This is a genomic window from Iodidimonas gelatinilytica (assembly GCF_008579125.1).
Taxonomy (GTDB): Bacteria; Pseudomonadota; Alphaproteobacteria; order Sphingomonadales; family Rhodothalassiaceae; genus Iodidimonas; species Iodidimonas muriae.
In genome coordinates this window covers 40,130-66,286 of sequence record NZ_BKCL01000013.1, presented here as the reverse complement: position 1 = coordinate 66,286, position 26,157 = coordinate 40,130, and the positions used below count along the sequence as shown (strand labels likewise).

Sequence of the window (26,157 nt, the reverse complement as noted above, 5' to 3'; positions counted from 1 at the left end):
AAGTTTGAAGAGCCCGCGCATTGGCGCGGCTGAGAGAGTGAAACACATGGAAGCGCAAAATATTCGCATCCGGTTAAAGGCGTTCGATCATCGGATCCTGGATCAGGCATCCGGTGAGATCGCCAATACCGCCAAGCGCACCGGCGCTTTGGTTTTGGGACCGATTCCCATGCCTACTCGTATCGAGAAGTTTACCGTTCTGCGTTCGCCGCATATCGACAAGAAATCGCGCGAACAGTTCGAAGTGCGGACTCATAAACGCCTTCTCGACATCATCGACCCGACTCCGCAAACGGTGGACGCACTCATGAAGCTGGATCTTTCGGCGGGTGTGGACGTCGAGATCAAGCTTCAGGGGTAAGCAGCAATGCGCACCGGATTGATAGCAAAGAAAATGGGCATGACCCGCGTATTCGACGCAGCAGGACGCCACGTTCCCGTGACGGTTCTGCAGATCGAAGACTGCCAGGTGGTTTCCCAGCGGACTGCAGACCGGGACGGCTATTCAGCCCTTCAGGTCGGCGCAGGTAAAGCAAAAGTAAAAAACGTGACCGCGCCCATGCGCGGCCATTTCGGGAAGGCTGAAGTTGAGCCGAAAATGCGTTTGGCGGAGTTCCGCGTGACAGACGACAATATGGTCGATGTCGGCGCTACTTTGTCGGCTGAGCATTTCGTTCCCGGTCAGAAGGTCGATGTGGTCGGCAACAGCAAGGGTAAGGGATTCGCCGGTGCCATGAAGCGGCACAATTTCGGCGGCCTGCGCGCCTCGCATGGTGTGTCGATTTCTCACCGCAGTCACGGATCGACCGGTCAGTGCCAAGACCCTGGTAAGGTGTTCAAGGGCAAGAAAATGGCCGGCCATATGGGTGATGTGCGTGTGACCACGCAAAATCTCGAAGTGGTTGATGTGCGAGCGGATGAAGGTCTGATCCTTGTTCGCGGTGCCGTACCGGGCGCAAAAGGGTCCTGGATCCTTGTTTCCGATGCGGAAAAGGCACCTCTTCCTGAGAATGCACCACGTCCGGCTGCTCTTAAGGTTGTTGCCCAGAGTGAAACTGAGGTAGCGCCGGCGGCGGAAACCGCTTCGGCTTCTGCCGAGAGCGAGACGAAGGAATAACGTGCTATGAAAGCCGACGTCTTGACACTGGATGCGGAAAAAGCTGGCTCGATCGAGCTCGATGACGCGATTTTCGCGCTCGAAGCCCGCGCCGACATCCTTCACCGTATCGTTAATTGGCAGCTTGCCAAGCGCCGGGCGGGAACCCATGCGGTTCAGTTCCGTTCGGATGTGAGCTCCACGGGTAAGAAAGCCTATAAGCAGAAGGGTTCGGGCAATGCCCGTCACGGCAACCGCCGCGCCAATCTGTTTCGTGGCGGTGGCCGGGCTTTTGGTCCGATCCCGCGCGATCATGGCTTCTCCTTGCCGAAGAAGGTCAGAAAGCTTGGTCTGAAAACAGCGCTGAGCTCGAAGCAGGCCGCTGGTCGTCTTGTGGTTTTGGATGAGCTGTCGCTCACCGAAGCCAAGACCAAGGGCTTTCGTGAAAAGCTTGAAAAGCTGGGCCTTCAGAACGCGCTGTTCATTGACGGTTCCGAGATTGATGTGAATGTGCAGCGCGCTGCCGCGAACATTCCCAACATCGATGTGCTGCCGAGCCAGGGCGCCAATGTCTATGACATTTTGCGGCGCGATACGCTGGTTCTTACAAAAGCGGCCATCGAAAAGCTTGCAGAGAGGCTGAAATGACCGGCCACAAGCATTATGACGTGATCCTGCGCCCGGTGATTACCGAAAAGGCAACGCTTGGTGCGGAAAACAATCAGGTAACCTTCGAGGTTGCCCCCAGTGCAACGAAACCGCAGATCAAGGCGGCCGTCGAAGCACTGTTCGATGTCAAGGTGACAAAGGTGAACACGTTGGTACAGAAGGGCAAAGTGAAGCGCTTCCGTGGTGTGTTCGGCCGTCGCCCTGATGTGAGAAAAGCGATGGTGACCTTGGCTGAAGGTCACAGCATCGACGTGACGACGGGGATCTGAGCACATGGCATTGAAGCAATACAAGCCGACAAGCCCGGGTCAGCGCGGCCTTGTTCTGGTCGATCGCTCTCAACTTCATAAAGGCGCACCGGTCAAGAAATTGACCGAGGGCCTTTCGAAGAAGGGTGGTCGCAACAATAACGGACGCATCACGGCACGGCGCCGTGGTGGCGGACATAAGCGCACCTATCGCGTCATCGATTTCAAGCGGCGCAAATGGGATATGGAAGCCACGGTCGAGCGGATCGAATATGATCCCAATCGCTCGGCTTTCATCGCGCTGATCACTTATGAAGATGGCGAGCAGGCCTATATCATTGCACCCCAGCGTGTGGGAGCCGGTGATAAGGTGGTGGCCAGTGCCAAAGCCGATGTGAAGCCGGGCAATGCGATGCCATTGTCGGCGGTTCCCATTGGCACCATCGTGCACAATGTTGAGCTGAAAGCCGGAGCAGGCGGCAAGATCGCCCGTTCAGCTGGCACCTATGTTCAGCTTGTCGGGCGCGATCAGGCTATGCCATTCTGCGTCTGACATCTGGTGAGCAACGGAAGGTGCGTGCGGAATGCATGGCCACTGTTGGTGCGGTATCCAATCCGGACAAACAGAACCAGACCTTGGCGAAAGCCGGTCGTAATCGCTGGTTGGGCAAGCGTCCGTCTGTGCGTGGCGTGGTAATGAACCCGGTTGACCATCCGCATGGCGGTGGTGAAGGTCGGACTTCGGGCGGTCGCCATCCGGTGACCCCATGGGGTAAACCCACGAAGGGCGCCAAGACACGGTCCAACAAGTCCACTGACAAATACATCGTACGGTCGCGTCACGATCGTAAGAAGAAGCGATAAGGGGGCCAATTGAAATGGCACGTTCTGTCTGGAAAGGCCCGTTTGTGGAACTCTCTTTGCTTAAAAAAGCAGAGGAGATGCAGGATGCCGGCAAGAAACAGGTCATCAAGACCTGGTCGCGCCGATCAACCATCATGCCGCAATTCGTCGGGCTCACCTTTAATGTCTATAACGGTCAGAAATTTGTTCCTGTCTATGTGACGGAAGAAATGGTTGGCCACAAACTTGGTGAATTCGCGCCGACGCGGACCTACTACGGTCATGCGGCGGACAAGAAGGCAAAGAGGAAGTAATCGTGGGCAAGCAAGTCAATCCTCGCCGCGTGAGTGAGAATGAGGCGCTGGCCGTGGGCAATATGCTCCGCGGTTCTCCGCAAAAACTCAATCTTGTCGCGGAAACCATTCGTGGACTTCCGGTTGAAAAGGCGCTGGCTTCGCTGCGCTTCAACCGCCGCGGTGCCGCCGAACAGGTGCGTAAGGTTCTCGAATCGGCTGTCGCCAATGCCGAGAACAATCACAATCTCGACGTCGATCAACTGGTGGTCGCCGAAGCAAGTGTGGGCAAAGCACTGGTCATGAAACGCTTTCGCGCCCGGGCCCGCGGTCGTGTCGGCAAGATCCTGAAGCCGTTCAGTCGGCTGCGGATCGTTGTCCGCGAAGTTGAGGAGAAGTAAGATGGGTCATAAAGTTAACCCCATTGGTCTGCGACTCGGCGTCAATCGCACCTGGGATTCGCGTTGGTATGCCGATCGTGGTGAATATGGCAAACTCCTGCATGAAGACCTGAAGATCCGTGAATATATCAAGGATCGTCTGGCGCAGGCCGGTGTGAGCCGAATCGTCATCGAGCGTCCGGCCAAAAAACCGCGTGTCAGCGTCTATTCCGCCCGCCCCGGTGTGATCATCGGGAAAAAAGGGGCCGATATCGATAAGCTGCGTTCGGATCTGAGCAAGTTGACCGGTCAAGAAACCACATTGAACATCGTCGAGATTCGCAAGCCGGAAATCGACGCAACCTTGATCGCTGAAGGCATTGCCCAGCAGCTCGAACGTCGTGTGGCATTTCGTCGCGCCATGAAGCGGGCTGTGCAGTCTGCCATGCGTTTGGGTGCTCTTGGGATCCGTGTGAATGCCGGTGGCCGTCTTGGCGGCGCCGAAATCGCACGCACCGAATGGTACCGTGAAGGCCGTGTTCCGCTGCACACATTGCGTGCGGATATCGATTATGGAACGGCAGAAGCGAAGACCGCTTACGGCATCTGCGGGATCAAAGTCTGGGTATTTAAAGGGGAAATCATGGAACATGATCCCTATGCCCAGGAGAAGCGTTTGCAAGACGCACAGACCGCGGCCGCTGGTGGGCGACGCTAGAATCGCGAAGAGTTTGAGGGTAAAGCATCATGCTGCAGCCGAAGAGAACAAAATTCCGCAAGGCACATAAAGGCCGTATCAAAGGTCTTGCCAAAGGCGGGTCGAATCTGGATTTCGGCTCTTATGGGTTGAAAGCTACGCAGCCGGGGCGTATTACAGCGCGTCAAATCGAAGCTGCACGTCGGGCTATGACTCGTCATATCAAGCGTGCAGGTAAGGTTTGGATTCGTGTATTTCCGGATGTTCCGGTATCGAAAAAGCCGACTGAAGTGCGTATGGGTAAAGGTAAAGGCGCTCCGGAATTCTGGGCCGCCCGCATCAAGCCGGGGCGCGTCATGTTTGAATTGGAAGGTGTGTCGGAAGATCTGGCTCGGGGAGCGTTTGAACGCGCTGCCGCCAAGCTGCCGATCGGCACCAAATTCGTCATGCGCCAGCTTTGAGTAGGCTATTGAGGAGACGCAAGCGATGAAAGCTGCGGATTTTAGAGTGAAGACGGCCGATGAGCTCTCGACGGAGCTTGGACAGCTGAAGAAAGAACAATTCAATCTGCGTTTCCAGGCGGCCTCTGGTCAGTTGGAAAATACGGCGCGGATGCGTCAGGTGCGTCGTGATATTGCCCGGATCAAGACGATCCAGGGTAATAGCAGCGCCTCCTGAACGATAAGGAAGATTGGTCATGCCGAAACGAGTACTTCTTGGCACGGTGGTGAGCGACCGCACAGACAAAACCATTGTGGTTTCTGTCGAGCGTCGTTTCAAACATGCGTTGCTGGGCAAGATCGTGCGCCGCACAAAGAAATATCAGGCACATGATGAAACGAACGAATGGAAGTCGGGTGACCGGGTCCGCATTGAGGAATGCCGGCCGATTTCCAAGAATAAATGCTGGCGCGTCATTGGCGGCGAGCATATTGAAACGGTCTGATCGCAGATTTGCGTGAAGACACCTAGTTTGAGGGTTTGAATCGATGATCCAGATGCAGACGAACCTCGACGTCGCGGATAATTCCGGCGCCAAGAGGGTGCAGTGCATCAAGGTGCTCGGCGGGTCGAAGAAAAAGACCGCGAGCGTCGGTGACGTGATTGTGGTTTCCATCAAGGAAGCCATTCCGCGTGGCCGTGTGAAAAAAGGCGACGTGCACCGTGCCGTTGTCGTACGCACCGCAAAAGAAATTCGTCGGGCCGATGGCTCGGCTATCCGCTTCGACCGCAATGCAGCCGTGCTGATCAACAAGCAGGGCGAGCCGGTCGGGACCCGTATTTTCGGCCCGGTTGTGCGTGAATTGCGCGCGATGAAGCATATGAAAATCATCTCGCTCGCGCCGGAGGTGCTGTAATGGCTGCGAAGCTGAAAAAGGGCGACAAGGTCGTCGTGCTGGCTGGCCGTGATAAAGGCAAGCGAGGCGAGATTACCCGGGTGATGCCGCGTGAAGGGCGTGCCATTGTTCAGGGTGTGAACATGGTCACCAAGCACAAGAAACCGACCCAGACGGGTCCTGGCGGCATTGAGCAGATGGAAGCCCCGATCGCTCTGAGCAATCTGGCGATCGAAGATCCCAAAGACGGCGCGCCGACCCGTGTCGGTTTCAAAATTCTCGAGGACGGCCGCAAGGTTCGTGTGGCGAAAAAGTCCGGGGAGGTCATCAATGGCTGAAGCGCAGACCTATGTTCCGCGCCTGCGCACCCGCTATGACGAGGTGCGCAAGCAGCTGCAGGAAAAGTTCGGCTACAAGAATGTCAATGAGATTCCCAAGCTGGACAAGATCGTGATCAATGTTGGTGTGGGCGACGCCGTTGGCGATTCCAAGCGCATCAACAAGGTCGTGCAGGAAATCACCGCCATTTCTGGCCAGAAGCCTGTTGTGACACGCGCCAAGAAATCCATCGCCGGCTTCAAGCTGCGCGAAGGGATGCCGATTGGTGTGAAGGTCACTCTGCGCAGCCAGCGGATGTATGAATTCCTGGACCGGCTTGTGACGATTGCGCTGCCGCGGGTTCGAGATTTCCGTGGGGTGAATCCCAAGAGCTTCGATGGTCGCGGCAACTATGCCATGGGCCTGAAAGAGCAGATCGTGTTTCCCGAAATCAGTTACGACCAGGTCGAAATTGTTCGGGGAATGGATATTATCATTTGCACAACGGCAAAGAGCGATGACGAAGCACGTGAGTTGCTTCGCGGGTTCGACATGCCGTTCGTGCAGAACTGAGCCGGGTGGGCAGAGCACATGGCTAAGAAGAGCGCCATTAAAAAGAACGAGCATCGCAAGAAGCTTGTTAAAAAGTACGCCGCAAAGCGTGCGCGTCTGAAGGCGATCTCCGAAGACCGGTCGCTGCCTGAGGAGGAGCGTTTCATGGCGCGTCTCCAACTGGCAGAATTGCCGCGGAATTCGGCGCCGACGCGCGTTCGTAATCGTTGCGAAATCACGGGCCGTCCCCGTGCTTATTATCGCAAATTCCAAATTTCTCGCATCGCGCTTCGTGATCTGGCCTCTACTGGTCAGCTTCCGGGTGTCGTGAAGTCGAGCTGGTAAGGAGGGCACCCCATGTCTATGACAGATCCATTGGGTGATATGCTTACCCGTATCCGCAACGGGCTGCAGGCTCGTAAGGATGAGATCAAGGCTCCGGCTTCCAAGCAGCGCCAGCGCGTTCTGGATGTGCTGCAACGCGAAGGATTTATCCTTGGCTATGAGAGGGCCGATTTGGAAAACAACAAAGCCGAGCTGAGCATCCGCCTGAAATACCATGAGGGCGATCCGGTGATCCGGTCGATCCAGCGTGTTTCCAAGCCTGGCCGTCGGATTTACTCTGGCGTGTCGGACCTGCCGCGCGTTGCAAACGGCCTGGGCATTTCAATCGTCTCGACGCCCAAGGGCGTGCTTTCCGATGCGGAAGCGCGTGACCTCAATGTCGGTGGCGAAGTGATTTGCACAGTCTTCTAGGCTGGCTCGAGCGAGGGAAAGAAACATGTCGCGTATCGGAAAAAAGCCGATCGAAATTCCTTCCGGTGTAACGGTGTCCCTTGATGGGGCCGCCGTTTCCGTGAAGGGACCAAAAGGCGAATTGGCCGCAAACCTCGTCAGCGAGGTCAGCGTCAGCATGGAAGACAATCTGATTTCGGTGGTGCCGGTCGATCAGAGCAAGCGCGCCCGCTCTATGTGGGGTATGCAGCGCACATTGGTCTCCAACCTGATTGAAGGTGTCAGCAAGGGCTTTGAAAAGAAGCTCGAGATCACCGGCGTGGGCTATCGTGCCCAAGTCAAGGGGTCTGCGTTGAACCTGCAGCTTGGGTTCAGCCATGATATCGATTTTCCCATCCCCGATGGCATCGATATCAAGACACCGGATCAGACTACGGTTGTGATCTCCGGCACTGACAAGCAAAAAGTTGGTCAGGTGGCGGCCGTCATTCGCTCTTATCGTAAGCCAGAGCCTTATAAGGGCAAGGGCGTGCGTTATTCAGGCGAATATATCTTCCGCAAGGAAGGCAAGAAGAAGTAACAGGTGCTCAAGATGGCTCAGAACAAAGATACGTTTCAGCGGCGGAGGATGCGGACACGCACCCAGCTGCGCAAGAATGGCGGTGGCCGTCCGCGCCTGTCGGTGCATCGGTCGTCCAAGAATATCTATGCCCAGATCATCGATGATGCGAAGGGTGAAACGCTTGTGGCTGCCTCCTCTTTGGATGCGGACCTGAAAAACACGTCCGGCGCCAATCGTGAGGCTGCGGAAAAAGTGGGCAAGCTGATTGCGGACCGGGCCAAAAAGGCTGGCGTGACGCAGGTTGTTTTCGATCGCGGTGGTTTCATTTATCACGGCCGCGTCAAGGCGCTGGCCGAGGCTGCCCGTGAGGGCGGACTCGATTTCTGATCGCCCGCTTTGATACTGGATTTGAGAGGAATAGGCGATGGCACGCCCTGATCGGTTTGAACGCGAAGAAAGCGAGTTCGTAGAGAAACTCGTTCATATCAACCGCGTCGCCAAGGTGGTAAAAGGTGGCCGGCGGTTCGGCTTTGCTGCCCTGGTTGTTGTTGGAGATGGCAAAGGCCGCGTCGGCTTTGGCCAAGGCAAGGCCCGTGAGGTGCCTGAAGCCATCCGTAAGGCAACGGAAGCGGCAAAAAAATCAATGGTACGGGTTCCCTTGCGGGAAGGCCGGACTCTGCATCATGACAGCAATGGACATCATGGTGCCGGCAAAGTTCTGATCCGCTCGGCAACGCCGGGAACCGGGATCATTGCTGGCGGCCCCATGCGCGCCGTTTTTGAAAGCCTTGGCGTACAGGATATCGTCGCCAAGTCCACGGGAACGTCCAATCCCTATAACATGGTGCGGGCCACATTCGATGCCCTGAAGGCGCAGGTCAGCCCGCGCCAGATTGCTGCCAAGCGCGGCAAGAAGGTTGGTGAAATTGTTTCGCGGCGTGCCGCTGTCGAGCATACTGGCGGAGGCGAGACAATGCCTTCTGCCGCCAGCGCGGAGTAAAGCATTATGGCCAAAGCCAAAACCATCACGGTCACACAGACCGGCAGCCCCATTCGCCGGCAAAAAGATCAGCGTGCTACGCTGATCGGCCTGGGGTTGAACAAGATGAACCGCACCCGTGAATTGGCTGATACACCAGCCATCCGCGGGATGATCGAAAAAGTGTCGCATCTGGTTCGTATTGAAGACCAGTGAGACTGTCTCGAAAGCCAGTGATATGCTGGCGTTAAGGGTACGTCATGCGTTTGAATGAATTGAAAGACAAGTCCGGGGCCAAAAAGGACCGGATGCGGGTTGGGCGGGGCATCGGCTCTGGCAAAGGCAAAACTGCCGGCCGTGGCCATAAAGGTGCCAAGTCTCGCTCGGGCTATGTTGTGAAGGGGTTCGAGGGCGGCCAGATGCCGATCCATATGCGTCTTCCCAAGCGTGGCTTTACCATGCTGAATGGCCGCGTATATGGCGAGGTCAATATCGGCCGTCTGCAAAAGGCGATCGATGCGGGCAAGTTGGATGCCAAGAAGCCGATCGATGAAGATGTGCTTGTGGCTGCCGGTGTCGCGCGCAAGGAAAAAGACGGTGTGCGTTTGCTGGGCAAGGGTGCAATCACGTCGAAAGTGACGATCACCGTTGCTGGCGCATCCAAGGCCGCTGTGGCTGCGGTTGAGAAAGCAGGGGGCTCCGTCACACTGACCGCTCCTGTGAAGTCGGAAGAAAAAACCTCCGGCGACGCGTAATTATACGCGTTGCCCCCCCTCCTTGTCGTGTAGTCGGAGACGCAGATGGCATCCGCCGCTGAGCAATTAGCTGCAAATCTGAATTTCAGATCTTTCGCAAAAGCGGAAGAACTTAAAAAGCGCCTATGGTTCACCTTGGGCGCGTTGATTGTCTATCGGCTGCTGACCTATGTGCCGTTGCCGGGTATCGACCCTGTGGCGCTGGGGCAGTTCTTCCAACGCACGCAAGGCGGCATGCTGGACATGTTCAACATGTTTTCCGGCGGAGCCTGCAGCGCATGTCTATCGTTGCGCTGAATATCATGCCGTATATTTCGGCATCGATCATCATGCAGCTCCTCACCTCTATGTCGCCGAGTATGGCGCAATTGAAAAAAGAGGGTGAGGCAGGCCGCAAGAAGATCAATCAATATACCCGATTCGGCACAGTGGCGCTGACGGCCGTGCAAGGATATGGCCTTGCCATGGCATTGGAAGCCCAGAATGTGGTGCTGGATCCGGGGATGTTCTTCCGTCTGGCCACGGTGATTACGCTGGTGGGCGGCACCATGTTCCTGATGTGGCTGGGTGAACAGATCACGGCGCGCGGTGTCGGCAATGGTATTTCCCTGATTATCTTTGCCGGGATTGTCGCTGAACTGCCCCGCGCTCTTGGTCAGGCTTTGTCGCTTGGCGAGCAAGGATTGTTGTCTCCGGCAGCGATCGTGCTGTTGCTGATTGGCGTGGTTGCGCTGATCTATGGCATTGTTTTCATGGAGCGCGCCCAACGGCGGGTGATCGTGCAATACCCCAAGCGTCAAATGGGCAATCGCATGTTCCAAGGCGATACCTCCCATTTGCCTATGAAACTCAATACTGCGGGTGTTATCCCGCCGATCTTTGCCAGCTCCTTGCTGTTGCTACCCATGACCATTGCCGGGTTCTCCGCTGAAGGTGGACCTGCCTGGATGACGACGGTGACAGCGCTTTTGGGGCATGGACAACCGCTCTATATCGCGTTTTATACCGCTGGTATCATCTTCTTCGCCTTTTTCTACACGGCCATCGTTTTCAATCCGGAAGAAACAGCCGACAATCTGAAAAAGCATGGCGGTTTCGTTCCCGGTATTCGTCCCGGCAAGCGCACGGCGGAATATCTGGACTTTGTCCTGACCCGCCTGACGGTCATCGGCTCGATTTATCTGGCGATTGTCTGTGTGATCCCCGAAATTTTGATCTCGCAATATTCCATACCGTTCTATCTTGGCGGCACCAGCTTGCTTATTGTGGTAAGCGTTACCATGGATACTGTGGGACAAATCCATTCGCATCTGATGGCCCATCAATATGAAGGGCTGATCAAGAAAGCGAAGCTTAAAGGGGGGCGTCGATGATTGTTATCCTTCTTGGACCACCCGGTGCGGGCAAAGGAACACAGGCCCAGCGTTTGCAAACAGAACGCGGTCTTGTTCAATTGAGCACAGGTGATATGTTGCGGGCGGCGGTAAAAGCCGAATCACGTGTCGGTTTGTTGGCCAAGCAGGCAATGGATCAAGGCCAATTGGTCAGTGACGACATCGTTGTGCAGATCATTGCCGACCGGATTCAGGAAAAAGATTGCGCAAACGGTTTTTTGCTTGACGGCTTCCCCCGGACTGTCGCACAGGCTGAGGCGCTGGATGTTATGTTGGCCGATATCGGGCGCAAGCTGGATGCGGTTGTGGAAGTGACGGTCCCCGATCATATTCTGGTGGATCGCGTCTCTGGACGCTATGCCTGTGCCGCTTGCGGTGAAGGCTATCACGATAGGTTTAAAAAACCGGCTGTTGACGGTGTGTGCGACAAATGCGGCTCTACGGAGTTCGTACGCCGCGCCGACGATAATGCCGAAACGGTGCAGGCCCGGCTGGATGCCTATAAGGCACAGACCGAGCCTCTTCTACCCTATTACCGGGCGAAGGGTGTCCTTCTTCAGGTGAACGGGGAGCAGCCGATTAAAAAGGTTGCACAAGAAATCGACGCAGCTCTTGATGTCGACTCCGCCTCGCCGAACGATTGTTGAGGTATTCGGGGCGGACAGACCTGAAGAGTTTCGGGCTTTCATGGAATCGGCATGGTTGACTAGAGCTGGCCGATTCATATAATCGCGCGCTTCGGCGGGCGGATGATTCGAAAAACAGACCGTTTATGGCGGTGACGAGGAGTTAAGTCGTGGCGCGTATTGCAGGCGTTAACATTCCAACGAACAAGCGGGTCGAGATTGCCTTGACCTATATTCACGGCATCGGTCGCACAAAGGCCACTGAGATCTGTGAAAAACTGGGCTTTCCGGCAGAGCGTCGCGTGCAGGATCTGACCGATGCGGAAGTGATCCAGATTCGCGAACTGATCGACAGCGATTTTGTCGTTGAAGGCGATCTGCGCCGTGAAGTGGCAATGAACATCAAGCGGCTGATGGATCTGGCCACCTATCGTGGTCTGCGGCATCGTCGTGGCTTGCCGGTTCGCGGTCAGCGTACGCATACCAATGCGCGCACCCGCAAGGGCAAAGCCAAGCCCATCGCCGGTAAAAAGAAATAATCGCAATTCCGGCCCGTAAGAATTTTCGGGTTTATGGAATTGCCCCGTATCGCTGAAGGACGGATGAGACAATGGCGAAAGAACCAAGCAGAGTGAAACGCCGCGAGCGTAAGAACATCACCAGCGGTGTTGTTCATGTGAACGCGTCGTTCAATAATACCATGATCAGCATCACCGATGCCCAAGGCAATGTGATTTCCTGGTCCAGCGCCGGGATGATGGGCTTTAAAGGCTCTCGTAAATCCACGCCTTATGCAGCGCAGATTGCTGCGGAAGATGCTGGCAAGAAGGCCGCTGACCACGGTATGAACACGGTTGAGGTTGAAGTAAAAGGCCCCGGCTCGGGACGCGAATCGGCTCTGCGTGCTTTGCAGGCCATCGGTTTCACCATTACGGCGATCCGTGATGTGACCCCGATCCCGCATAACGGATGCCGGCCGCCGAAGCGTCGCCGCGTCTGATTTTGGTTCTCATGTGATCCGGTCGCGTCCTTTATGGATGGGGCCGTGTTGCGACTGGCGCACAAAGCGTCTCGAATATGGCCTTTTGCAAGGGCGAGGATGATAGCGTGATTCAGAAGAACTGGCATGAACTGATCAAGCCGAGTGCGCTCGAGATCACACCCGGTGCGGATCCAAAGCGCCGGGCGAAAGTGGTGGCGGAACCGCTTGAGCGTGGTTTTGGAATGACATTGGGCAACGCCTTGCGTCGCGTCTTGTTGTCGTCGCTTCAGGGCGGTGCTGTTACCAACATTCAGATTGAAGGTGTGTTGCACGAATTCTCCTCGATCCCCGGTGTGCGTGAAGACGTGACCGATATCGTTTTGAACGTGAAGCAGCTTCCCATCAGCATGTATGCGGATCAGCCCAAGCGGTTGCACCTGACGGCTACGGGGCCGGGAGAAGTGAAAGCGGGCCAGATCTCGGAAGTGTCCGGGGTGGAAATTCTCGACAAGGATTTGGTGATTTGCACCCTTGATGAGGGCGCGACCCTGAATATGGAATTTACCATCGAATCGGGTAAAGGCTATGTTCCTGCGGATCGTAACCGGCCTGAAGATGCGCCGATTGGCCTGATCCCCATTGATGCCTTGTTTTCGCCGGTCAAGCGCGTTGCCTATAAGGTGGAAAACACCCGCGAAGGTCAGATCCTTGACTATGACAAACTTGTCATGGAAGTGGAAACCGATGGCACGGTGACACCAGAAGATGCTGTGGCCTTTGCCGCGCGTATTCTTCAAGACCAGTTGCAGCTCTTCATCAATTTTGAAGAGCCGCGTCAGGTGGAAGAACGCCGCGAAGAAGAAGAGCCGCTGTTCAACCGCAATTTCTTGCGCAAGGTGGACGAGCTGGAACTGTCTGTGCGGTCTGCCAATTGCCTGAAGAACGACAATATCGTCTATATTGGCGATCTTGTGCAAAAGACAGAAGCAGAAATGCTTCGGACCCCGAATTTTGGGCGCAAATCCTTGAATGAAATCAAGGAAGTGTTGACCCAAATGGGCTTGAAGCTGGGCATGGAATTGCCTGGTTGGCCGCCCGAGAATATTGAAGACCTGGCCAAAAAGCTGGAAAACGAATACTGATCTTGCCACGTCCCGCGCCCGTGAGGGCCCGGACGGCAGGCGTTCAAGGAGAGAGAAATGCGGCATCGTAACGCCGGACGTAAGCTCGGGCGGACCTCGTCCCACCGCCGCGCCATGTTCATGAACATGTCGCAGGCTCTTGTTAAGCACGAACAGATCATCACCACGCTTCCCAAAGCGAAAGAGCTTCGGCCTGTGCTGGAAAAGCTTATCACGCTGGGGAAAAAGGGTGGTCTTGCCAATCGGCGCCGGGCCATTGCTCAATTGCAAAATGAAACCCTGGTGGAAAAGATCTTTTCCGAATTTGCCACGCGCTATGCTGATCGTCCCGGCGGGTATGTGCGGGTTTTGAAGGCTGGTTTCCGTAAGGGCGACAATGCCCCCATCGCAATCATCGAGCTTGTGGACCGCAATGAAGACGCCAAAGGGCAGGATTCTGGCCCGGTTGAATTCGCTGATGCGGTTGAAGACGCAGCCTGAGCTTAGTGAACCATATTTTTGGCCGGACAGCGCGGATGCGTGATCAGGTTCGGCTGTGAAATTGGTGCGAGAACAAATAGCCCTTTCCCTGGTGGAGAGGGCTTTTTGCTGCCTGAATGGTTGCTCCCATGCACGCCGGTGGTAAAAGAATAGCAGTGTCCGATCAGTAAAGGTCTGAAATGATGACAGCGATGATGCGTGTTCGCTTTTGCCTGAGCTTTCTGGTGCTGGGTGTCTTGGGTGTTTCTATTGGTGCGGTAGCGCAAGAAGATGGCGATACCGGGCGAGAGGAAACGTCCTTGGTGCGCCAAGTGCCGACAGCCTCCAGTGAGGTGCTGTTATCTTATGCCCCTGTGGTGAAAGAGGTGGCGCCAGCCGTGGTGAATATCTACACCGCGCGCAAAGTGGCGGCCCGTCAGTCGGTGTTTAGCGATTCGTTTTTCCGGCGGTTCATGGGGGACAATTTCTCTTTTGGGGCCCCGCGCGAACGAGTGCAGCGATCTTTGGGGTCGGGCGTGATCGTGCGCGCCGATGGGGTGGTTGTTACCAATAATCATGTGATTGGCGAGGCGGATACCATCAAAGTGGTTCTGGCGGATCGTCGCGAATATGACGCCGAGGTGATTTTGGCGGATGCCCGCACCGATCTGGCGATTTTGCGTATTGATGCCGGGGAGGAAGACTTGCCGGTGGCACGCTTGGCACAAATCGACCAGATGGAAGTAGGGGATATTGTTCTGGCCATTGGCAATCCCTTTGGCATCGGCCAGACCGTGACCTCTGGCATTGTGTCGGCAACGGCCCGGACTCAGGTGGGGGTGAGCGATTTCGGCTTTTTCCTGCAAACCGATGCGGCGGTAAACCCGGGCAATTCCGGGGGAGCGCTGGTGGCTTTGACCGGCGATCTCGTGGGGATCAACACGGCAATTTTTTCGCGTACGGGGGATACCAGCGGCATCGGTTTTGCCATTCCGGCATCCATGGTGCGATCGGTTTTGCGCGCTGCTTTGGATGAAGGGGAAATCATCCGGCCATGGCTTGGCATTGCCGGCCAGCCGGTGACCTCTGACATTGCCCGTGCTGTGGGTCTGGATCGGCCCGGCGGAGTGATGATTAGCGATCTTTATGCGGGCGGTCCTGCCGCTTTGAGCGGGCTGGAACCGGGCGATGTGATTTTAGGGATCGACGGCGAGGATGTGGTGGACGAGCGGGGCTTGCGGTTCCGCACGGCCACCCGTGAAGCGGGCGATCATGTGCAATTGCTGATTCTGCGTGATGGCGAGCGATCAGTGTGGGATGTGGAATTGGCCTTGCTGCCGGAAGTTCCCGAGCGGCAGATCACCCGGCTGGATGGGCGGCATCCGTTTCAAGGCATCACCGTGGGCAATTTATCGCCACGCTTTGCCGAGGAACTGGGGGTTGATCCCATGCGGTCCGGCGTTGTGACGCTGGAGGTTTCACGCCGCAGCCCGGCGGGGCGCTTTGGCTTTGTGCGCCCGGGAGACATCATCCTGAACGTGCAAAATGAGCTGGTGGCATCGGTGGATGATCTGTTGGCCATCACCGAAAGGCCATGGGAAAACTGGGTTTATCGGGTGCGCCGGCCGGGCCGGTTGCTGGATTGTGCTGTGGCGAAAAATGGCGCGGTGGAGTGCCGCGTGTCAGGATGAGCCGTGAGTGATTTATTCGGCACGCCGCCTTTAGGGGAGAAGCCATCCGGTCTGCAGAACGAGGATGGGGATGTGCACCGGCCCTTGGCGGACCGTTTACGCCCGCGCCATCTGAACGAGGTGATGGGGCAAGATCATTTGCTGTCCCAAGATGCGCCTTTGGGCCGGATGGTGGCCTTGGGGAAGGTATCGTCCCTTATTTTGTGGGGCCCGCCGGGGACCGGGAAAACCACCATTGCCCGTTTGTTGGCCGATGTGGGTGGTTTTGCCTTTGTGCAAATCTCGGCGATCCTGTCCGGCGTTGCCGATCTGAAGAAAATTTTCGAGGCAGCATCGCTGCAGAAACGCGCCGGGCGCAGCACCTTGTTGTTTGTCGATGAAATCCATCGTTTCAACCGATCCCAGCAAGACAGTTTCCTGCCCCATGTGGAAGATGGCACCATCACCTTGGTGGGGGCCACCACCGAAAATCCGTCCTTCGAGATCAATGGTGCTTTGCTGTCGCGGATGCAGGTTCTGGTATTGCATCGTCTGGATGCGGCTGCCCTGGACGCGCTTTTGGTCCGCGCCGAGCAATTGATGGAGCGCCCCCTTCCGGTTCAAGACGGGGCCCGTGCGGCTTTGCTGGCCATGGCCGATGGAGATGGCCGGTATTTGCTTAATTGCGCGGAAGCGCTTTTTGATCTGGCGGGCGAGGAGCCTGTGGATGAAGCGGGGTTGGCGCGGTTGTTACAGCGCCGCGCCCCTGCCCATGACAAGGATCGTGAAGGCCATTATAATCTGGCTTCTGCCCTTCATAAATCTTTGCGCGGGTCCGATGCCGATGCGGCGCTTTATTGGCTGGCGCGTGCGCTTGTGGGTGGGGAAGATCCAAAGTTCATCCTGCGCAGGCTGGTGCGTTTCGCCAGCGAGGATGTGGGACTGGCCGATCCCCAGGCTTTGGTGCAGGCTTTGGCGGCGAAGGATGCCTATCAGTTTTTAGGCAGTCCGGAGGGGGAACTGGCCATTGCACAGGCCGCCCTTTATCTGGCGACGGCCCCCAAATCCAATGCGGCCTACAAAGCCTATAACACCGCCACGAAAGCGGCACGGGAAACCGGCTCTTTGATGCCCCCCGCCCATATCCTGAATGCCCCGACGCGGATGATGAAGGATCTGGGCTATGGTGCCGGCTATGCCTATGACCATGATACGGAAGACGGGTTTTCCGGGCAGGATTATTTTCCCCAGGATATGGGGAGGCATGTGTTTTACAATCCGAAAGAGCGCGGCTTTGAACGGGATATCACAAAAAGGCTGGCCTATTGGGCGCGGTTGCGCGCCGAGGCAGCGGGTCGCGGTGAAGCGGGCGATTAAGCGGGCTTTCGTTTCTTGGCGGAAATGCTTATATCCATGCCATGACACAGCTTGTTGTATTTGATTGCGATGGCACCTTGGTGGATAGCCAATCGGTAATTTTGGCGGCCATGCGTGCGGCCTTTGCGGCCCAAAGTCTGTCGCCGCCTGCGGATGAGGCGATCCGGCGTATTGTTGGCCTGTCTTTGCCCCAAGCCGTACATGCCTTGCTGGGGGATGATCGCCTGCCTTTGGACCAAGGCATTGTCCCGGCTTTGGCGGATTCTTATAAAAACGCCTTCATTGATTTGCGCCATAGCCATGGTCACCGCCATGAACCGCTTTATCCCGGTATTGAAGACACCCTTATCGCGCTGGGAGAGGCGGGGATTTTGATGGGGATCGCCACGGGAAAATCCATGCGCGGTCTGGTGTCTATCCTTGAGCATCATGGCTTGTCCGACCATTTCATCAGCCTGCAAACGGCCGACCTACACCCGTCCAAGCCGCATCCGGCCATGCTGGAAGCCGCCATAAGGGAAGCCGGAGCCAAGGCAGAACAAACCATTCTGATTGGCGATACCAGCTATGATATGCTGATGGCGAAGAATGCCGGGGCTATAGGCCTGGGGGTAAGCTGGGGCTATCATGCACCGGAAGATCTTGAAGCCGCGGGCGCCCATGTCATTGCCGATGAGCCGGGCAATTGCCGTCTGTTATCACGGGCCTTTATGCCGGCGTTCCCGCCACTATCTCGAAACGGACAGTGCCATGAGCCATGAACCGAAAATGCCGCCCAACCGTTATGGGTTTTTGCAGCTTGCCGGACTGTTTCTGACCTTTGCGCTGCTTGTTTATCTGTTGATGGATTCCATGGAATATGTCGGCAGTTCGCAGGTGCTGACGGCGCTTTACACGGTGATGGCGCTGATTCTGACGCTTTTGGTGGCTGCGGCCTTATTGATGCTGTTTTGCTTTTCCAACAAACGGATGGGGGCTGCCTTTGCCCGGCGCTTCCAGTATTTGCGCGATGCCTTTGCTGTGCCTTTGAGGCATTTGGGACTGTTTGGCTATCACGCGGAAAGCGGGCTGGATGAGAAACGCTTTGCCACAAAGCGCAAGCTCCAGCGTCAGGCGCGTCGCCATTATGCCCATAAAGACCATAATCCAAAATCCTGAAGCAGATATGTGACAATGAAACGATTTTATAAAGCCGTTACCTCTGTGCCAGCAGATACAGGGGAGGGGGAAGGCTTCGGCATCGCTTTGGATGGCCGCTTGGTAAAAACGCCGCTCAAGCAACCACTTCGGGCGCCAACCAAGGCACTGGCGCAGGCGATTCAAGGCGAATGGGAGGCGCAAGGCGACAAGATCGATCTGGCGACCATGCCCATGACGCAGTTTCTCAATAGCGCCATCGACCGGGTGGGAATGCGCCGCCAACCGGTGATCGACGAGGTGAGCGCCTATGGTGCCACCGATTTGCTGTGTTATCGCGCCGATGCGCCCGACACGCTGGTGGCGTTGCAAGAACAGCACTGGACCCCGCCATTGGAGTGGCTGGATCGTACCCACGGCATTCGCCTTGCCACCACCATCGGGGTCAGCCCGATTTCTCAAAAACCTGATGCCTTGGCGGCTTTGCGGGCTGTTGTGGCGTCTTTTGATGATATGCGCCTGATGGCCTTGCACAACGCCACGACCGTGACAGGATCGGTGGTGCTGGCACTTTCTTATCTGGCGGGTGTGCTTGACCATGCGGACTTGTGGGCTGCGGCGATGGTGGACGAAGATTTTCAGATATCCCGCTGGGGTGAAGATGCGGAGGCCAAAAAACGGCGCGATCTGGTGCATGCAGAATTGACAGATTTGGACCGCTGGCTTTCCCTGATCTAAAGGATATGCCATCCTTGCCGCTTGGGATGTTATGAAGCCAAGGGGGATTGGATGTTCCGTTTATGTGCCTTGATCGCTGTGTTTCTTCTGCCAATATCCGCTTTGGCGCACAGCCCTGATCAAGATAAAGATGCCGCCGCGATGGCTCCGGATGCGGCGCTGGAAAAGCTGTTTGCCGATGAATGGCAGGCACGCATGGACCGCCATCCCTTCTGGGCAAGCCAACGCGGCCTGCGTGAATATGATGCTCTGGTGCCCGATGTCTCGGCGGAGGCGCAACAGCGTTTCCAGCGTGAGGATCAGGCTTTTCTTGAGCGCCTTTCTGTCATTGATCGTGCCGGGCTTACGGCTTCAGACCGCTTGAACACGGATTTGTTCGGCGCTGTTTTGGAAGAACGACTGGCCGAAAGGCTTATGAGCCTTGGCGTATTCCCTTTGTTTCTGACAGTGGCTTTCATACCAGCGCCACCATGGCGATCGAGGCAATCCCTTTTAAAACCATCAAGCATTATGAAGACTATCTGGCGCGGCTTTCCAAGCTGGATGGTTATGTGGCCCAAAATATTGCCAATATGCGGGCGGGGTTGGAGACCGGCTTCACCATGCCGCGCGCCATTCTGGAAAAAGTGGCCCCCGGCTTCAAGGCGCTGGCGGTGGATCGTGCTGTAGACAGTGCTTTTTACGCGCCTTTTGACAATATGCCCGAAAGCATTCCGGAGACAGATCGGGCGCGTTTGCAAAAGTCCGCGATGGATGTGCTGAACCAGCGGCTGTTGCCTGCCTGGCGCGGGCTTTATGCGTTTTTCATCGAAGATTATATGCCGCCGCGCGGGACACATTGGGGGCGACATCATTGCCCGATGGCGATGCCTATTACGCCATGTTGATCCGCCAATATACCACTTTGGACCTTTCCGCCCAAGAGATCCACCGCATCGGCTTGTCAGAGGTCGCGCGGATCAAATCAGAGATGGAAGCCATTATTGACGGCTTGGGGTTCGAGGGCAGCTTCGCCGACTTTTTGGAGTTTCTGCGCACCGATCCGCAATTTTATGCCAAAACACCGCAAGAGCTTTTGAACCGGGCGGCCTGGATCGCCAAGCAGGCCGATGAAAAACTCCCCGCCTTTTTCAAGACATTGCCGCGGATGCCTTATGGGGTGCGGGCCGTGCCCGATGCAATTGCCCCGAATTATACCACCGGGCGTTATTGGGGGCCGGTGGATGGCGTGCGCGGTGGGCTTTATATGGTCAACACCCATGCCCTTGATAAGCGCCCCTTATACAGCCTGCCGTCGCTCACCTTGCATGAGGCGGTGCCGGGCCATCATCTGCAAATCGCCCTTGCGCGGGAAATCAAGGATGTGCCGGAGTTTCGCCGGGCCATGTATGTGGTGGCCTTTGGGGAAGGGTGGGGCCTTTATACGGAAAAACTCGGGGTGGACATGGGGATCTATGAAACCCCTTATGAGCAGTTTGGGCGGCTCACCTATGAAATGTGGCGCGCCGGGCGCTTGGTGGTGGATACAGGAATTCACGCCATGGGCTGGAGCCGCGAGGAAGCGGTGGCCTTTTTCACCGAGAATTCCGCCTTGTCCTTGCACAATATCAATACGGAAGTGGATCGCTATATCTCGTGGCCGGGGCAGGCTTTGGGTTATAAAATGGGCGAATTGAAACTTCTGGAGCTGCGGGCCCGCGCTGAAAAAGCCTTGGGGGACCGGTTCGATATCCGCGCTTTCCATGATGCGGTTCTGGAAAACGGCTCTTTGCCTTTGCCCATTCTGGAGCAGATGATCGACCGGTATATAGACCGTGAAACGGCGGCCACTCAGAACGGGTCCGGGGCCGCCGCATCATTGCATTCACCGTAAACAGGGCCGCTGGGTCAGACCTGTTTGAGCGCCTGTTCCAGATCAGCGATCAGATCGGACGCATTCTCGATGCCCACCGAAACGCGGCATAGGGCATCGGAAACACCGGCGATGTCACGCAGTTCTTTGGGAACTCCGGAATGGGTGGTGGACGCCGGGTGGCTGATCAGTGTTTCCGTGCCGCCAAGGCTGACCGCCAGCTTCAAGACGGTCAAGGCATTCAGGAAGCGGAAGGCTCCTGCCTGGCCGCCCTTTACATCGAAAGCAAAGGTCGAGCCGGGGGCAAGGCACTGGCGGGAATACACCGCATGGGCATCGCTGCCCGGCTCCAGAAAGCCCAGATAATGCACTTTTTCGATCTTGTCGTGATCGCGCAGATATTCGGCGATGATCTTGCATTGTCGGTGGCTTTTTCCATGCGGATCTTCAGGGTTTCAAGGCTTCTCAAAACCATCCAGCAGGTATGCGGGTCGATCTGGTTGCCAATGGCCCCGCGCAGGGCTTTCATGGGTTTTAGATAGGCGGTGGGTCCGGTGGCCCCCCCTGCAACCAGATCGGAATGGCCGCCGATATATTTGGTCATGGAATAAAGAACGATATCGGCGCCATGGTCCAAAGGCTTTTGCCATACCGGCCCAAGGAAGGTGTTATCCACCGCCAAAGGTGGCCGTTCGCCCGAAGAATTGCGCACATCCTTCAGCTTGGAAGCAAGATAGGCAATATCCACAAGGCCATTGGTGGGGTTGGCCGGAGTTTCCGCCAGTACCATGCCGATAGGGCCAAGCTCTGCGGCTTTTTCAAAGGCTTCGTCGATGGCTTCGACGCTGCGATTGGCGGCAAAGCCAACGGTTTTGATGCCCCATTTGGGCAAAACATTCAGCATCAGCGTTTCGGTACCGCCATAAATGGGCTGTGAATAAATCAGCACCTCGCCGGGCTTCATATGGGCCATGATGGCGGAATAAATGGCGGCCATGCCTGAAGAATAGACAATGGCCATCTCTGCATCGTCCCACAGCGCCAAGCGGTCTTCCAGCACTTCCATATCGGGATTGTTGAAGCGCGAATAGATCAGCCCGGCTTCCTCGCCGGGGCGGGCATCGCGGCGGCCGCTGACCACGTCGAAAAAGTCGCGACCATGTTCGGCGGATTCAAAAACGAATGTGGAGGTCAGAAAAACCGGTGGCTTCAAGGACCCTTCCGATAGGGTTGGATCAAAGCCATAGCCCATCATCTGGGTTTCCGGTTTTAAAACATGATTGCCGATTTTGCTGCGGCGGAAATTTTTTTTCTGGTCGGTCATCGTTGATCCTTGCTGGCCAGTACTTGTTTGATACCGGTGCTTGACAGGCTCTCTACATAGCTTCAGTTGCAATGCTGTGCCATGCGTTTTGACAAGTTTGACCGTATCTTGCGATGAAGGGGTGCGGTGCTTTTGTTTTCCTTCTTAAAATGGGCTTTTATCGATGCTTGTTGTTCTTTCTCCTGCCAAGAAATTAGATGCCGAATCACCGGCGGATACGGATCGGTATAGCCAGCCCCGTTTTATGGATGAGGCAAAAGCCCTTGCCTGTGTTGGAAAAACCATGGGGGCCGCCCGCCTGCAAGGCTGATGAAATTGTCCGACAGCTTGGCGCAACTGACACATGCACGCTTCCAGCAGTTTTCTCCGCCTTTCACACAAGCCAATGCGAAACCGGCGATTTTGGCTTTTCGTGGCGATGTGTATCAGGGGCTGGACGCCGATAGTCTGGACGCTGGCGCACGCGATCACGCGCAAAAGCATCTGCGTATTTTATCGGGCCTTTATGGGCTGTTGCGGCCATTCGATCTGATGCAGCCCTATCGGCTGGAAATGGGAACCCGGTTCCGAACGGACCATGCCGCTGATCTTTATGGCTTTTGGGGAGACAAAATCGCCAAAGCCCTGAATGCTGATATGAAGGAGGTGGGGGCATCGTGCCTGATTAATCTGGCCAGCCGGGAATATGTGAAGGCGGTGGATAAAAAAGCGCTGGTCGCCCCAATGATTACCCTTGATTTCCGCGAAATGCGCGATGGCGAGGCGCGGATGATCGGCTTTTTGCAAAAAGGCGCGGGGGGTGATGGCGCGATTCATTGCGGAAAACCGCCTGACCAAACCGGCCGATTTGAAAGAATTTTCGGTGGACGGGTACGAATTCGCACCGGCATTGTCTGATGAGCGTGTCTGGACCTTTCTGCGCCCCGATAGCCGCGCCGCTTGATTTTTTGCGGAGGAGCCGTGCCAAGGGTGCACGAAAGCCATCTATTCCTTGGCGTCTATGCGGTCCACAAGGGGGCTGACCTGTTGATCCTTGGTCATGCCACCGATGGTCCAGAATGCGCCATTGGCGGGTAAGAGCGCCCGATGGTCCATGCTGGGCACCGGTTTATCAGCAAAGCGCATCCACAGATCGTTGAAGGGATCATAGCCAAAGACCCGCGCCGAAGGCTGCGCCGGTGTGCCGTCATAGCCGATGCCGTTATAATTATAGGCGGTTTTCGATCCACCGGCGAACAAGATCAGACCGCGTTCATCGGACCCGGTTCCCGCCGCGCGATAAAGGGGGCCGCCGCCATGGGACGCGATCTGATGCCATTCAATATCGGAAGGATCGTCGGGATTGATGCGCCCCAGCCATGCCTGTTCCACAAGGCCAAAGCGGCGCTTGCCTTGATCCTTTCCCAAAACCGCCACCCCGTCGATCACCAGCATATAATCGGCAACAAGACCGCCCGCATGGCCAAAGACCGGAACGCCGGGGAAGTCGGTGGCGTTGAACCACACGCCTTCTTTGGTGTCGAACACTTGCACCGTGGAAACATTGCCGTCCATATGCCAGCCGCTCACCAGATAGATATAGCGGTCTTTATAAGCCAGCGCGATGCTGTCATCCACCGGCTTCGGGATGTCGGCAAGCCGGTGATAGGTATTTGTTTCGGGTTCGTAACGAAATGTGTGCGGGGTGGATATTTCATACCCGTCCGCCGCCACCGTATAGCCGCCGAATAAATAGATCGCACCATCAAGGGCAACAGCAACGGATGCCAACCGCCCTTCCGGCACCGGCACCGGTGCAAGCCTTGTCCAGCGGTCGGCCGTTACATCATAGGCAAAGGCTGCGGTGGACAGATCCTCAAAGCGCTTTCCGGCTTTCAAGCCCATGAAGCTGTATAAAACCGGCTTTCCCTGATGGTCGAGGCTGGCCGCCGCATTGTTGCTATGGGCTTGCGGCATTGGCGCATAAGGGCTTTGAGGCGGCATGGATTGGGGCGGTGTTTGGCTACAGGCGGCACTCAGCGCCATAAGCGCGCCAAGGGCGGTCATGCGTAATCCTGTGCGGGGGGCGCCCATCACTCGTTTTCCAATTCCTCGCGCAGCATTTCCAAGGCCAGCCATTCCTCTTCCTTTTCTTCCAGCTCCGCCCGGCAGCGATCCAGCTTTTTGCTGGCCAGCATGAATTTGTCCGGGTCACGGCTATAGGCTTGCGGGTCGGCGATGGCTTTTTCAAGTAAAGAAATGTCTTGCTCAAGGGCGCGCATTTCCTCGGGCAGTTGTTCCAAAGCGTGTTTCTGCTTGAAACTCATGCGCTTGCCTGGATTTTTGGGCTTTTGAGGCGGTCTGGATGTGAGGGCGGCGTTCAGGCGCGTGGAAGGCTTTTGCGGATCGCTCGTTTTCGGTGCCTGAGCGGCTTGGCGCAGGCTGTCTGTATAGCCTCCGGCATATTCGGTGGCGGCACCATTGCCGTCCAGCACAATGGTGCTGGTAACAAGGCGGTCAAGAAAATCCCGGTCATGGCTCACCAACAAGATGGTGCCTTCATAATCGGACAAAACCTCTTGCAAAAGATCAAGCGTTTCCATGTCCAGATCGTTGGTCGGCTCATCCAGAATCATCAGATTGGATGGCTTGGCCAAAGCGCGGGCGAGCATCAGCCGGTTTTTCTCGCCACCCGATAAGGCCCGCACCGGGCCGCGGGCTTGCGCCGGGCTGAACAGAAAATCCTTGAGATAGGCCACCACATGCTTGGGCTGGCCGCGCACCATCACCTGATCGGCGCTGCCACCGGTCAGGGTTTCCCATAAAGAGAGATCGGGATCGAGGCTGTCACGCTTTTGATCGATCAAAAGCATTTCCAGATTGGTGCCCAGGCGCACCACGCCGCTATCGGGGGCGACCTCTCCGGTCAGTAATTTTAAAAGCGTGGATTTCCCTGCGCCATTGGGACCGATGATGCCTATTCTATCGCCGCGCATGATCCGCGTAGAGAAATCATTCAGCAGCACACGCTCGCCAAAGGATTTGCTGATGGATTTGGCTTCGATCACCAGCTTGCCCGATGTTTTGCCTTCCGCAGCGGCAAGGGCGGCGGTGCCAGAGCGGGCGATGCGGGAGCGGCGTTCTTGCCGCAGGCCATCAAGACGCCGCAAACGCCCCTGATTCCGGGTGCGGCGGGCGGAAATCCCCTCGCGGGACCAACGGGTTTCTTCGGCGATGAGTTTGTCGAGCTTTGCAGTCTCGGTGGCATCGCGGGCATATTCTTGCTCTACCCATTCCTCAAAGGCGGCAAAGCCGCGCTCAAGGCGTTTGACCACGCCGCGATCAAGCCACAAACATGCGCTGGCAAGGCGCGATAGAAACGCCCGGTCATGGCTGATCACAATGATCGCACCGCGAAAGGCGGCAAGGCGGCCTTCCAGCCATTCAATGGTGGGCAGGTCCAGATGGTTCGTTGGCTCATCCAGAAGCAGCACATCCGGTTCACCCAGAAAAGCGCGGGCAATGGCGGCGCGGCGCTGCTCTCCACCTGAAAGGGTGCGGGGATTGGCATCGGCGGGCAGATTGACTTCCGCCAAGGCCGCTTCCACCCGAAACGCGGCATCGGCTTGTGATGAGGGCAGGCCCGCCGCCACATAATCGAATAGCCGGTCGTAACGGCCCAGATCCGGTTCTTGCGGCAGATAGGCGATGGATACGCCGGGCCGGACGAATCGCTCGCCGCCATCGGCTTCGATGATCCCGGCAATAATCTTTAAAAGCGTGGATTTTCCCGCCCCATTGCGCCCCAACAGACACAGCCGGTCGCTTGGCCCAATGGCCAGATCAATGCCGGAAAACAGGGTTTGCGCCCCCAGTTCGAGGCGAAGTCCGGCAAGTGTGAGTAAAGGAGGTGGAGCCATGGCGGCGAGAAGTGGGGCCAGCTATGCCATTTGTCAAGACCTCCGTGGGAAGGGTGGGGCCCTTTGATGTGGCGTGCCGGTACACTCGAGCGG

At 56.5% G+C, this 26,157-nt stretch carries 33 protein-coding genes and 5 pseudogenes; 35 read left to right on the top strand and 3 right to left on the bottom strand.

Translation table 11 applies throughout. From position 1 onward, the window contains the following. Positions 1–46: 46 nt before the first annotated feature. The 33 genes and pseudogenes from rpsJ to JCM17844_RS12745 all read left to right on the top strand — a co-directional run bounded on the left by rpsJ (position 47) and on the right by JCM17844_RS12745 (position 20,862). Positions 47–361 carry a 30S ribosomal protein S10 gene (gene rpsJ, locus JCM17844_RS12905; RefSeq protein ID WP_042084117.1) on the top strand — a complete coding sequence of 105 codons (315 nt, stop codon included), beginning with the start codon at positions 47–49 and terminating at the stop codon, positions 359–361. 6 nt (positions 362–367) lie between these two features. Beyond that, positions 368–1,117: a 50S ribosomal protein L3 gene (gene rplC, locus JCM17844_RS12900; protein ID WP_150001316.1), complete on the top strand. Its 750-nt coding sequence runs from the start codon at positions 368–370 to the stop codon at positions 1,115–1,117. Positions 1,118–1,123: 6 nt separating this feature from the next. Then, a complete protein-coding gene (gene rplD / locus JCM17844_RS12895) occupies positions 1,124–1,744 on the top strand; it encodes a 50S ribosomal protein L4 (protein ID WP_150001315.1) in 621 nt (206 codons plus the stop codon). After that, complete coding sequence (locus JCM17844_RS12890; RefSeq protein WP_150001314.1) at positions 1,741–2,034, top strand: 50S ribosomal protein L23; 294 nt, start codon at positions 1,741–1,743, stop codon at positions 2,032–2,034. The genes rplD and JCM17844_RS12890 overlap by 4 nt, the downstream gene beginning before the upstream one ends. A 4-nt stretch (positions 2,035–2,038) precedes the next feature. Beyond that, a pseudogene (gene rplB, locus JCM17844_RS12885) lies at positions 2,039–2,877 on the top strand (50S ribosomal protein L2). Positions 2,878–2,891: 14 nt separating this feature from the next. After that, positions 2,892–3,170 (top strand): 30S ribosomal protein S19, encoded by a 279-nt coding sequence (gene rpsS, locus JCM17844_RS12880; RefSeq protein WP_042084105.1) that lies wholly within the window; start codon positions 2,892–2,894, stop codon positions 3,168–3,170. Between the two features lie 2 nt (positions 3,171–3,172). Further along, complete coding sequence (gene rplV, locus JCM17844_RS12875) at positions 3,173–3,550, top strand: 50S ribosomal protein L22 (RefSeq protein WP_150001313.1); 378 nt, start codon at positions 3,173–3,175, stop codon at positions 3,548–3,550. A 1-nt stretch (position 3,551) separates the two neighbouring features. Continuing rightward, on the top strand, positions 3,552–4,247 hold the full coding sequence (gene rpsC, locus JCM17844_RS12870; protein WP_150001312.1) for a 30S ribosomal protein S3: 696 nt from the start codon (positions 3,552–3,554) through the stop codon (positions 4,245–4,247). Positions 4,248–4,276: 29 nt separating this feature from the next. Then, positions 4,277–4,687, top strand: coding sequence for a 50S ribosomal protein L16 (rplP, locus tag JCM17844_RS12865; protein ID WP_150001311.1), 411 nt, complete (start codon positions 4,277–4,279; stop codon positions 4,685–4,687). A gap of 25 nt (positions 4,688–4,712) precedes the next feature. Beyond that, positions 4,713–4,904, top strand: coding sequence for a 50S ribosomal protein L29 (gene rpmC / locus JCM17844_RS12860; RefSeq protein WP_150001310.1), 192 nt, complete (start codon positions 4,713–4,715; stop codon positions 4,902–4,904). Positions 4,905–4,923: 19 nt separating this feature from the next. Next, a complete protein-coding gene (gene rpsQ, locus JCM17844_RS12855) occupies positions 4,924–5,172 on the top strand; it encodes a 30S ribosomal protein S17 (RefSeq protein ID WP_150001309.1) in 249 nt (82 codons plus the stop codon). Positions 5,173–5,215: 43 nt separating this feature from the next. Continuing rightward, positions 5,216–5,584 carry a 50S ribosomal protein L14 gene (rplN, locus tag JCM17844_RS12850; RefSeq protein WP_150001308.1) on the top strand — a complete coding sequence of 123 codons (369 nt, stop codon included), beginning with the start codon at positions 5,216–5,218 and terminating at the stop codon, positions 5,582–5,584. Beyond that, positions 5,584–5,901, top strand: a complete 318-nt coding sequence (rplX, locus tag JCM17844_RS12845; protein WP_150001307.1) for a 50S ribosomal protein L24 — start codon at positions 5,584–5,586, stop codon at positions 5,899–5,901. Before rplN ends, rplX begins: the two co-directional genes overlap by 1 nt. Continuing rightward, positions 5,894–6,454: a 50S ribosomal protein L5 gene (gene rplE / locus JCM17844_RS12840; protein WP_150001306.1), complete on the top strand. Its 561-nt coding sequence runs from the start codon at positions 5,894–5,896 to the stop codon at positions 6,452–6,454. Before rplX ends, rplE begins: the two co-directional genes overlap by 8 nt. Positions 6,455–6,472: 18 nt before the next feature. Continuing rightward, positions 6,473–6,778 carry a 30S ribosomal protein S14 gene (rpsN, locus tag JCM17844_RS12835; protein ID WP_150001305.1) on the top strand — a complete coding sequence of 102 codons (306 nt, stop codon included), beginning with the start codon at positions 6,473–6,475 and terminating at the stop codon, positions 6,776–6,778. Between the two features lie 12 nt (positions 6,779–6,790). Then, positions 6,791–7,189, top strand: a complete 399-nt coding sequence (rpsH, locus tag JCM17844_RS12830; protein ID WP_150001304.1) for a 30S ribosomal protein S8 — start codon at positions 6,791–6,793, stop codon at positions 7,187–7,189. A 25-nt stretch (positions 7,190–7,214) separates the two neighbouring features. After that, on the top strand, positions 7,215–7,748 hold the full coding sequence (gene rplF, locus JCM17844_RS12825; RefSeq protein ID WP_150001303.1) for a 50S ribosomal protein L6: 534 nt from the start codon (positions 7,215–7,217) through the stop codon (positions 7,746–7,748). A gap of 12 nt (positions 7,749–7,760) precedes the next feature. Beyond that, positions 7,761–8,117 (top strand): 50S ribosomal protein L18, encoded by a 357-nt coding sequence (gene rplR / locus JCM17844_RS12820; RefSeq protein WP_150001302.1) that lies wholly within the window; start codon positions 7,761–7,763, stop codon positions 8,115–8,117. A 37-nt stretch (positions 8,118–8,154) separates the two neighbouring features. Continuing rightward, positions 8,155–8,730 (top strand): 30S ribosomal protein S5, encoded by a 576-nt coding sequence (gene rpsE / locus JCM17844_RS12815; RefSeq protein ID WP_150001301.1) that lies wholly within the window; start codon positions 8,155–8,157, stop codon positions 8,728–8,730. Positions 8,731–8,736: 6 nt separating this feature from the next. Beyond that, the gene (gene rpmD / locus JCM17844_RS12810) at positions 8,737–8,925 is read left to right on the top strand and encodes a 50S ribosomal protein L30 (RefSeq protein ID WP_150001300.1); all 189 of its coding nucleotides are present in this window, start codon (positions 8,737–8,739) and stop codon (positions 8,923–8,925) included. Between the two features lie 44 nt (positions 8,926–8,969). Next, positions 8,970–9,464, top strand: coding sequence for a 50S ribosomal protein L15 (gene rplO, locus JCM17844_RS12805; RefSeq protein ID WP_150001299.1), 495 nt, complete (start codon positions 8,970–8,972; stop codon positions 9,462–9,464). 45 nt (positions 9,465–9,509) lie between these two features. Next, positions 9,510–10,837, top strand: a pseudogene (gene secY / locus JCM17844_RS12800) (preprotein translocase subunit SecY). Next, the gene (locus JCM17844_RS12795; protein WP_150001298.1) at positions 10,834–11,505 is read left to right on the top strand and encodes an adenylate kinase; all 672 of its coding nucleotides are present in this window, start codon (positions 10,834–10,836) and stop codon (positions 11,503–11,505) included. Before secY ends, JCM17844_RS12795 begins: the two are co-directional and overlap by 4 nt. 149 nt (positions 11,506–11,654) lie before the next feature. Beyond that, on the top strand, positions 11,655–12,023 hold the full coding sequence (gene rpsM, locus JCM17844_RS12790; protein WP_150001297.1) for a 30S ribosomal protein S13: 369 nt from the start codon (positions 11,655–11,657) through the stop codon (positions 12,021–12,023). 71 nt (positions 12,024–12,094) lie between these two features. Next, positions 12,095–12,484 (top strand): 30S ribosomal protein S11, encoded by a 390-nt coding sequence (rpsK, locus tag JCM17844_RS12785; protein ID WP_150001296.1) that lies wholly within the window; start codon positions 12,095–12,097, stop codon positions 12,482–12,484. 107 nt (positions 12,485–12,591) lie between these two features. Then, positions 12,592–13,608, top strand: coding sequence for a DNA-directed RNA polymerase subunit alpha (locus JCM17844_RS12780; protein ID WP_150001322.1), 1,017 nt, complete (start codon positions 12,592–12,594; stop codon positions 13,606–13,608). Positions 13,609–13,665: 57 nt separating this feature from the next. Next, positions 13,666–14,088, top strand: coding sequence for a 50S ribosomal protein L17 (rplQ, locus tag JCM17844_RS12775; protein WP_150001295.1), 423 nt, complete (start codon positions 13,666–13,668; stop codon positions 14,086–14,088). A 191-nt stretch (positions 14,089–14,279) separates the two neighbouring features. Next, on the top strand, positions 14,280–15,758 hold the full coding sequence (locus JCM17844_RS12770; protein WP_150001294.1) for a Do family serine endopeptidase: 1,479 nt from the start codon (positions 14,280–14,282) through the stop codon (positions 15,756–15,758). Between the two features lie 3 nt (positions 15,759–15,761). Then, positions 15,762–17,114 carry a replication-associated recombination protein A gene (locus JCM17844_RS12765; protein WP_235899015.1) on the top strand — a complete coding sequence of 451 codons (1,353 nt, stop codon included), beginning with the start codon at positions 15,762–15,764 and terminating at the stop codon, positions 17,112–17,114. A gap of 41 nt (positions 17,115–17,155) precedes the next feature. Continuing rightward, the gene (locus tag JCM17844_RS12760; RefSeq protein ID WP_150001293.1) at positions 17,156–17,875 is read left to right on the top strand and encodes an HAD-IA family hydrolase; all 720 of its coding nucleotides are present in this window, start codon (positions 17,156–17,158) and stop codon (positions 17,873–17,875) included. Continuing rightward, a complete protein-coding gene (locus JCM17844_RS12755) occupies positions 17,865–18,272 on the top strand; it encodes a hypothetical protein (RefSeq protein WP_150001292.1) in 408 nt (135 codons plus the stop codon). The genes JCM17844_RS12760 and JCM17844_RS12755 overlap by 11 nt, the downstream gene beginning before the upstream one ends. A 15-nt stretch (positions 18,273–18,287) precedes the next feature. After that, on the top strand, positions 18,288–18,989 hold the full coding sequence (locus JCM17844_RS12750; protein ID WP_150001291.1) for an ATP12 family chaperone protein: 702 nt from the start codon (positions 18,288–18,290) through the stop codon (positions 18,987–18,989). 470 nt (positions 18,990–19,459) lie between these two features. Next, positions 19,460–20,862, top strand: a pseudogene (locus JCM17844_RS12745) (DUF885 domain-containing protein). 14 nt (positions 20,863–20,876) lie between these two features. Here the strand turns inward: JCM17844_RS12745 and JCM17844_RS12740 are convergent. Further along, positions 20,877–22,165, bottom strand: a pseudogene (locus JCM17844_RS12740) (cystathionine gamma-synthase family protein). 163 nt (positions 22,166–22,328) lie between these two features. Between JCM17844_RS12740 and JCM17844_RS15440 the strand changes: the two are divergent. Continuing rightward, on the top strand, positions 22,329–22,475 hold the full coding sequence (locus JCM17844_RS15440; RefSeq protein WP_210431973.1) for a hypothetical protein: 147 nt from the start codon (positions 22,329–22,331) through the stop codon (positions 22,473–22,475). Beyond that, positions 22,475–23,108, top strand: a pseudogene (yaaA, locus tag JCM17844_RS12735) (peroxide stress protein YaaA). The gene JCM17844_RS15440 and the pseudogene yaaA overlap by 1 nt, the downstream one beginning before the upstream one ends. A gap of 41 nt (positions 23,109–23,149) precedes the next feature. Here the strand turns inward: yaaA and JCM17844_RS12730 are convergent. Together JCM17844_RS12730 and JCM17844_RS12725 are read right to left on the bottom strand one after the other, a co-directional pair. Continuing rightward, positions 23,150–24,238 (bottom strand): Kelch repeat-containing protein, encoded by a 1,089-nt coding sequence (locus JCM17844_RS12730; RefSeq protein WP_371864767.1) that lies wholly within the window; start codon positions 24,236–24,238, stop codon positions 23,150–23,152. Then, entirely contained in the window at positions 24,238–26,064 is a 1,827-nt protein-coding gene (locus JCM17844_RS12725) for an ATP-binding cassette domain-containing protein (protein ID WP_150001289.1), read from the bottom strand. Before JCM17844_RS12725 ends, JCM17844_RS12730 begins: the two co-directional genes overlap by 1 nt. Positions 26,065–26,157: the final 93 nt, after the last annotated feature.

Excerpts from the sequence above, each read along its gene's own strand:
- rplP (WP_150001311.1), top strand. The coding sequence starts at position 4,277 with ATGCTGCAGCCGAAGAGAACAAAATTCCGCAAGGCACATAAAGGCCGT.
- JCM17844_RS12795 (WP_150001298.1), top strand. The coding sequence starts at position 10,834 with ATGATTGTTATCCTTCTTGGACCACCCGGTGCGGGCAAAGGAACACAG.
- rplX (WP_150001307.1), top strand. The coding sequence starts at position 5,584 with ATGGCTGCGAAGCTGAAAAAGGGCGACAAGGTCGTCGTGCTGGCTGGC.
- JCM17844_RS12750 (WP_150001291.1), top strand. The coding sequence starts at position 18,288 with ATGAAACGATTTTATAAAGCCGTTACCTCTGTGCCAGCAGATACAGGG.
- rpsK (WP_150001296.1), top strand. The coding sequence starts at position 12,095 with ATGGCGAAAGAACCAAGCAGAGTGAAACGCCGCGAGCGTAAGAACATC.
- rplC (WP_150001316.1), top strand. The coding sequence starts at position 368 with ATGCGCACCGGATTGATAGCAAAGAAAATGGGCATGACCCGCGTATTC.
- rpsJ (WP_042084117.1), top strand. The coding sequence starts at position 47 with ATGGAAGCGCAAAATATTCGCATCCGGTTAAAGGCGTTCGATCATCGG.
- rpsN (WP_150001305.1), top strand. The coding sequence starts at position 6,473 with ATGGCTAAGAAGAGCGCCATTAAAAAGAACGAGCATCGCAAGAAGCTT.
- JCM17844_RS15440 (WP_210431973.1), top strand. The coding sequence starts at position 22,329 with ATGCTTGTTGTTCTTTCTCCTGCCAAGAAATTAGATGCCGAATCACCG.
- JCM17844_RS12730 (WP_371864767.1), bottom strand. The coding sequence starts at position 24,238 with ATGGGCGCCCCCCGCACAGGATTACGCATGACCGCCCTTGGCGCGCTT.
- rplE (WP_150001306.1), top strand. The coding sequence starts at position 5,894 with ATGGCTGAAGCGCAGACCTATGTTCCGCGCCTGCGCACCCGCTATGAC.
- rplO (WP_150001299.1), top strand. The coding sequence starts at position 8,970 with ATGCGTTTGAATGAATTGAAAGACAAGTCCGGGGCCAAAAAGGACCGG.
- JCM17844_RS12770 (WP_150001294.1), top strand. The coding sequence starts at position 14,280 with ATGATGCGTGTTCGCTTTTGCCTGAGCTTTCTGGTGCTGGGTGTCTTG.
- rpsE (WP_150001301.1), top strand. The coding sequence starts at position 8,155 with ATGGCACGCCCTGATCGGTTTGAACGCGAAGAAAGCGAGTTCGTAGAG.
- rplN (WP_150001308.1), top strand. The coding sequence starts at position 5,216 with ATGATCCAGATGCAGACGAACCTCGACGTCGCGGATAATTCCGGCGCC.
- JCM17844_RS12755 (WP_150001292.1), top strand. The coding sequence starts at position 17,865 with ATGAGCCATGAACCGAAAATGCCGCCCAACCGTTATGGGTTTTTGCAG.
- rpsC (WP_150001312.1), top strand. The coding sequence starts at position 3,552 with ATGGGTCATAAAGTTAACCCCATTGGTCTGCGACTCGGCGTCAATCGC.
- JCM17844_RS12725 (WP_150001289.1), bottom strand. The coding sequence starts at position 26,064 with ATGGCTCCACCTCCTTTACTCACACTTGCCGGACTTCGCCTCGAACTG.
- rpmC (WP_150001310.1), top strand. The coding sequence starts at position 4,713 with ATGAAAGCTGCGGATTTTAGAGTGAAGACGGCCGATGAGCTCTCGACG.
- rplD (WP_150001315.1), top strand. The coding sequence starts at position 1,124 with ATGAAAGCCGACGTCTTGACACTGGATGCGGAAAAAGCTGGCTCGATC.
- rpsH (WP_150001304.1), top strand. The coding sequence starts at position 6,791 with ATGTCTATGACAGATCCATTGGGTGATATGCTTACCCGTATCCGCAAC.
- rpmD (WP_150001300.1), top strand. The coding sequence starts at position 8,737 with ATGGCCAAAGCCAAAACCATCACGGTCACACAGACCGGCAGCCCCATT.
- rplQ (WP_150001295.1), top strand. The coding sequence starts at position 13,666 with ATGCGGCATCGTAACGCCGGACGTAAGCTCGGGCGGACCTCGTCCCAC.
- rplR (WP_150001302.1), top strand. The coding sequence starts at position 7,761 with ATGGCTCAGAACAAAGATACGTTTCAGCGGCGGAGGATGCGGACACGC.
- JCM17844_RS12890 (WP_150001314.1), top strand. The coding sequence starts at position 1,741 with ATGACCGGCCACAAGCATTATGACGTGATCCTGCGCCCGGTGATTACC.
- JCM17844_RS12760 (WP_150001293.1), top strand. The coding sequence starts at position 17,156 with ATGACACAGCTTGTTGTATTTGATTGCGATGGCACCTTGGTGGATAGC.
- rpsS (WP_042084105.1), top strand. The coding sequence starts at position 2,892 with ATGGCACGTTCTGTCTGGAAAGGCCCGTTTGTGGAACTCTCTTTGCTT.
- rplF (WP_150001303.1), top strand. The coding sequence starts at position 7,215 with ATGTCGCGTATCGGAAAAAAGCCGATCGAAATTCCTTCCGGTGTAACG.
- rpsQ (WP_150001309.1), top strand. The coding sequence starts at position 4,924 with ATGCCGAAACGAGTACTTCTTGGCACGGTGGTGAGCGACCGCACAGAC.